At 74.3% G+C, this 4,330-nt stretch carries 3 protein-coding genes and 1 pseudogene; 2 read left to right on the top strand and 2 right to left on the bottom strand.

What is annotated here, in order from left to right; all coding sequences use genetic code 11:
• Both ACWEN3_RS42375 and ACWEN3_RS42370 read left to right on the top strand, forming a co-directional pair.
• A partial coding sequence (locus ACWEN3_RS42375) for a glycoside hydrolase family 15 protein (RefSeq protein WP_452982854.1) occupies positions 1 to 870 on the top strand: 870 nt, incomplete at its 5' end.
• A 217-nt stretch (positions 871 to 1,087) separates the two neighbouring features.
• Positions 1,088 to 1,885, top strand: a complete 798-nt coding sequence (locus ACWEN3_RS42370) for an IclR family transcriptional regulator (RefSeq protein ID WP_452982851.1) — start codon at positions 1,088 to 1,090, stop codon at positions 1,883 to 1,885.
• Positions 1,886 to 1,906: 21 nt separating this feature from the next.
• On the opposite strand, the gene ACWEN3_RS42365 is transcribed toward ACWEN3_RS42370, so the two are convergent.
• Positions 1,907 to 2,524 (bottom strand): sarcosine oxidase subunit gamma, encoded by a 618-nt coding sequence (locus ACWEN3_RS42365; protein WP_452982849.1) that lies wholly within the window; start codon positions 2,522 to 2,524, stop codon positions 1,907 to 1,909.
• Positions 2,517 to 4,232: pseudogene (locus ACWEN3_RS42360) on the bottom strand (glycine cleavage T C-terminal barrel domain-containing protein); the annotation flags it as partial. The gene ACWEN3_RS42365 and the pseudogene ACWEN3_RS42360, both read right to left, overlap by 8 nt.
• Positions 4,233 to 4,330: the final 98 nt, after the last annotated feature.

Below are 4,330 nucleotides of genomic sequence, written 5' to 3'. Positions count from 1 at the left end.
GAACGCATTCTGGCCGACGGTGAGGGCCTGCACCCCGCGTACGACGTCGACGGCGGCCGCGTACCGGAGGAACGTGTGCTGTCGCTGCCCGGCTATCCGGGGGGCAACGACCGGGTCGGGAACCACGCGGCCGACCAGTTCCAGCTCGACGCGTTCGGTGAGGCGCTCCAGCTGTTCGCCGCCGCCGCTCACCACGACCGGCTCACGCCCGAGGCCGAGCGGGCCGTCACGGTGGCGGTCGACGCGGTGGAGCGCAATTGGCAGCGGCCCGACGCCGGTCTGTGGGAACTGGAGAACCGCTGGTGGACCCAGTCCCGGCTGAGCGTGGTCAGCGGTCTGCGACGGGTGGCCGAGGCACTGCCGGGGACGACGGCCAAGCGATCCGCCGACCTCGCCGAGACCGTGTTCGCGGAGACGCGGCGTCGCTGTCTGCGCCCCGACGGCCGCTGGCGCCGGGCCGCCGACGACGACGGGCCCGAGGCCGCGCTGCTCACTCCCCTGGCCCGGGGCTGCCCTCCCGCCGACGATCCGAGCGGCGCCGTCACCCGCCGCTTCATCGAGGAACGGCTGAGCGACGACGGGTACCTCTATCGCTTCGTTCACCCGGGGACCCCGCTGGGCGAGGCGGAAGGGGCCTTCCTGCTCTGCGGGTTCACGATGGCGCTGGCCACCGACCACCTCGGCGACCGCGTGGGCGCGCTGCGCTGGTTCGAACGGACCCGCGCCGCCTGCGGGCCCTCCGGGCTGTTCGCGGAGGAGTACGACGTGGGTCAGCGCCAGCTGCGCGGCAATCTGCCCCAGGCGTTCGTCCACGCGCTCCTGCTGGAGTGCGCGGTCCGTCTCAACGACGCTTCGACGCTGCCGCGTTGACGCGGAGACCGCGCCGCCCCTGTCGCCGCCGTGCCCGCCGGGCCGGTGCGGGAGGGGTCAAGGGGCGGGGCGGGCGCCGAGCCTGTCCCCGCAGCCAGGTGTGGAAGGCGCCGATGTGGTGCCCGCCCCTCCCCCGGCGAAGATCACGGACGCCCCCTTGCGCCCACGCGTCCGCCACGCCTGCGGGTGCCGGGACGCCGCTGCGTATAGTTGCGCTATGAGCAACCACATCGCAGATGGCGAAACAGCGGCTCCCGCGGCGGGCGGGGTGCAGTCCGTCGACCGTGCCGTCAGCGTGCTGGAGATCCTCGCCCAGCGCGGCGAAGCGGGTGTCAGCGAGGTCGCCGCCGAGATCGACGTCCACAAGTCGACCGCGTTCCGCCTGCTCGGTGCGCTGGAGTCCCGCGGGCTGGTCGAGCAGTCGGCCGAGCGGGGCAAGTACCGGCTGGGCTTCGGGATCGTGCGCCTCGCGGGCGCGGTCACCGGCCGGCTCGACCTCACCCAGCAGGGCCGGCCCGTGTGCGAGCGGCTGATGGAGGAGATCGGCGAGACCGTCAACATCGCGGTCCTTCGGGAGCACTACGCCGTGAACCTCTACCAGGTGCGCGGCCCGGGCGCGGTCGGCACGCACAACTGGGTCGGACGGCTCACCCCGGTGCACGCGACGTCCAGCGGCAAGATCCTGCTGGCCCACCGGCCGGCGAAGGAACGCACCCGGGTCCTCGCGGCCTCCGGGATGCAGAAGCTGACCCCGCACACCCTGACCGCCAGGACGAGGCTCGAGAAGAACCTCGCCGAGGCGCGGGAGCGCGGCTACTCGGTGACGCTGGAGGAACTGGAGATCGGGCTGCACGCCATGGCGGCCCCGATCCGCTCCCGTGACGGCGAGGTCGTCGCCGCGCTCAGCACGTCGGGGCCGGCGTACCGCTTCACCGAGGAACGCATCCGCGAACTCGCGCCCGCGCTGATCCGGGGCGCGGAGGAGATCAGCCATCGGATGGGCTACCTGGGCTGAGCCCCCTCCTCCCGTCAGGCGTCACCCGGTGTACGGCGCGGTGTACTCCACGGCCGCGTCCAGCAGCCAGTCCGCCAGGTAGCCGGCGAAGGAGGCGCGCACCAGTACCCAGAAACCGGCCCTGGTCTCGTCGCGGGCGACCAGGACGACCTGGGCGCGCGCCACGGTCGTCTGCGCGCAGCGGCCGGGGCCGAAGGCGCGCGGGTGGAGGTCCAGCGCGCAGCCGTGGGCCAGCAGGTCGCGGGCGCGGGGTCCGCCGACCAGGAGGGTGGTGCGCTGGGCGGAGACGTCGGTGACCGAGACGGGGTCGTCACCGGCCGCCGCGCGGATCCGGCTCTCCAGCTCCCGCTGGGCCCCGGGCCGTCCCACCACCAGCCACTCGTCCGGGCCGAGCCAGACCGCGGTGAGGTCCCCAGAGCGGACGACCGTGTCGGGTTCCAGGGGCAGCTGGATTCCGAGGGCGAGGCCGACGGCGTCCGCCGCCGGGCTCTTGGCGTCGAGCCGGACGTTCACCTGGGCCAGGAAGGGGACCTCGGCCAGGCGGACGGCTCCCCGGGAGGAACGGGTCGCGGCGGCAAGGCGGCCGGCGGCGTCCGCCAGGGGGCTGCGCTGCCGGGCGGTCGGGGCGGTGTCAGCCATCGCGGCGGGCTCCCTCGGGGTCGTAGAGGACGGGGCTTGCGACGGTCACCGGGAGCAGCCGGCCGCCGACGGGCGCGTAGAGGCGTTCGCCGACGCGGTCCCGGCCGCCCTTGACCAGGGCGAGCGCGAAGGTCCGGCCGAGCGCCGCGCTGCGGTAGCTGGAGGTGACGTGGCCGAGCATCGGCACGGGCGGGGCGGGCAGTTCGCCGTCCGCGACCAGCTGGGTGCCCTCGGGCAGGAAGGCGGCCGGATCCTCGGGGAGGAGGCCGACGAGGTGCTTGCGGCCGGGCCGGGCCGTGTCGGCGCGGGCGTGGGAGCGCTTGCCGATGAAGTCGGGCTTCTTCTTCGACACCGCCCAGCTCATGCCGAGGTCCTGCGGGGTGACCGTGCCGTCCGTGTCCTGCCCGATGATCGGGTAGCCCTTCTCGGCGCGCAGGACGTGCATGGTCTCGGTGCCGTACGGGGTGATGCCGTAGGGGGCGCCCGCCTCGTACAGCGCCTCCCACAGCGTGCGGGCGTCCCACGGTGACACGTTGATCTCGTAGGCGAGTTCGCCGGAGAAGCTGATCCGGCACACGCGCGCGTCGACACCGGCGACGGCCGTCTCCCGCCAGGCCATGAACGGGAAGTCGTCGTTGCCCACGGCCAGCCGGGGCGCCAGCGTGCCGAGGAGTTCCCGGGAGCGCGGGCCGACCAGGGCCACGGTCGCCCACTGCTCGGTGACCGAGGTGCAGTGGACGCGCAGTTCGGGCCACTCGGTCTGCAGCCACTCCTCCATCCAGTCCAGCACCGCCGCCGCGTTGCCGGTCGTGGTGGTGACCAGGAAGCGGTCCTGGGCGAGCCGGATCACCGTGCCGTCGTCGAAGACCATTCCGTCCAGGCGGCACATGACGCCGTAGCGGATCATGCCGGTCTTCAGGGTGCTCATCGTGTTGGTGTAGAGCCGGTCGAGGAAGAGCGCCGCGTCCGGGCCCTGGACGTCGATCTTGCCGAGGGTGGAGGCGTCCATGAAGGCCACGCCCTCGCGGGCGGCGCGGCACTCGCGCAGCACGGCCGCCGCCATGTCCTCGCCGTCGCGCGGGTAGTACCAGGGCCGCTTCCACTGGCCGACGTTCTCGAAGAGGGCGCCGTGCCCGGCGTGCCAGCCGTGCAGGGCGGTCGTGCGGACCGGGTCGTGCAGCGCGCCGCGGTCGCGGCCCGCGAGGGTGGCGAAGGAGACGGGCGTGTACGGCGGCCGGAACGTCGGCAGGCCGAGGGCCGAGATGTCCACGCCGAGGAGTTCGGCGACGACCCCGCTCGCCAGGACGCCGGCGGTCCTGCCCTGGTCGTTGGCCGTGCCCGCCGTGGTGTAGCGCTTCGTGTGCTCCACGGAGCGCAGGCCCGCCCCGGTCGCCCGCGCCAGGTCGTCGACCGTGACGTCGCGCTGGAGGTCGACGAACCGGGGGGCGCCGGTGGGGGCGGGGACGGTGAAGACCCGCATGGGCGGGGTGTACGGCTGGGCGGCCACCGCGGGCAGGGCGGGTGTCGCGGCGGTGCAGCCCTCGGCCTCGACCGCGCGGGCGCCGGCCGCCGCGCCCTGCGCGAGGGCCGTGGCCAGGTCGAAGGCCCCGTTGGCGCTGCCCGCGACCTCCACGGCCTGCCGGCAGCCGTCGGGGACGAAGGTGCCGAGCACGTCGTCGTGGCGGAGCCTGCCGCCCGCCTGGCTGAAGGACGAGGGGGCGGCCGATGCGGGCGCCAGCACCCTGGTGATCGACCTCAAGCGGCTGGCTCTTCCGTTCTACACGTCCGAGCACGGGATCCCTGCGT

It is taken from the genome of Streptomyces sp. NPDC004561, assembly GCF_053602155.1.
The sequence above is the reverse complement of the archived record's forward strand: the minus strand, read 5'-3'. Positions and strand labels throughout refer to the sequence as shown.

Bases quoted from the DNA above. Each gene is read 5' to 3' on its own strand.
- ACWEN3_RS42370 (WP_452982851.1), top strand. From the start codon at position 1,088: ATGAGCAACCACATCGCAGATGGCGAAACAGCGGCTCCCGCGGCGGGC.
- ACWEN3_RS42365 (WP_452982849.1), bottom strand. From the start codon at position 2,524: ATGGCTGACACCGCCCCGACCGCCCGGCAGCGCAGCCCCCTGGCGGAC.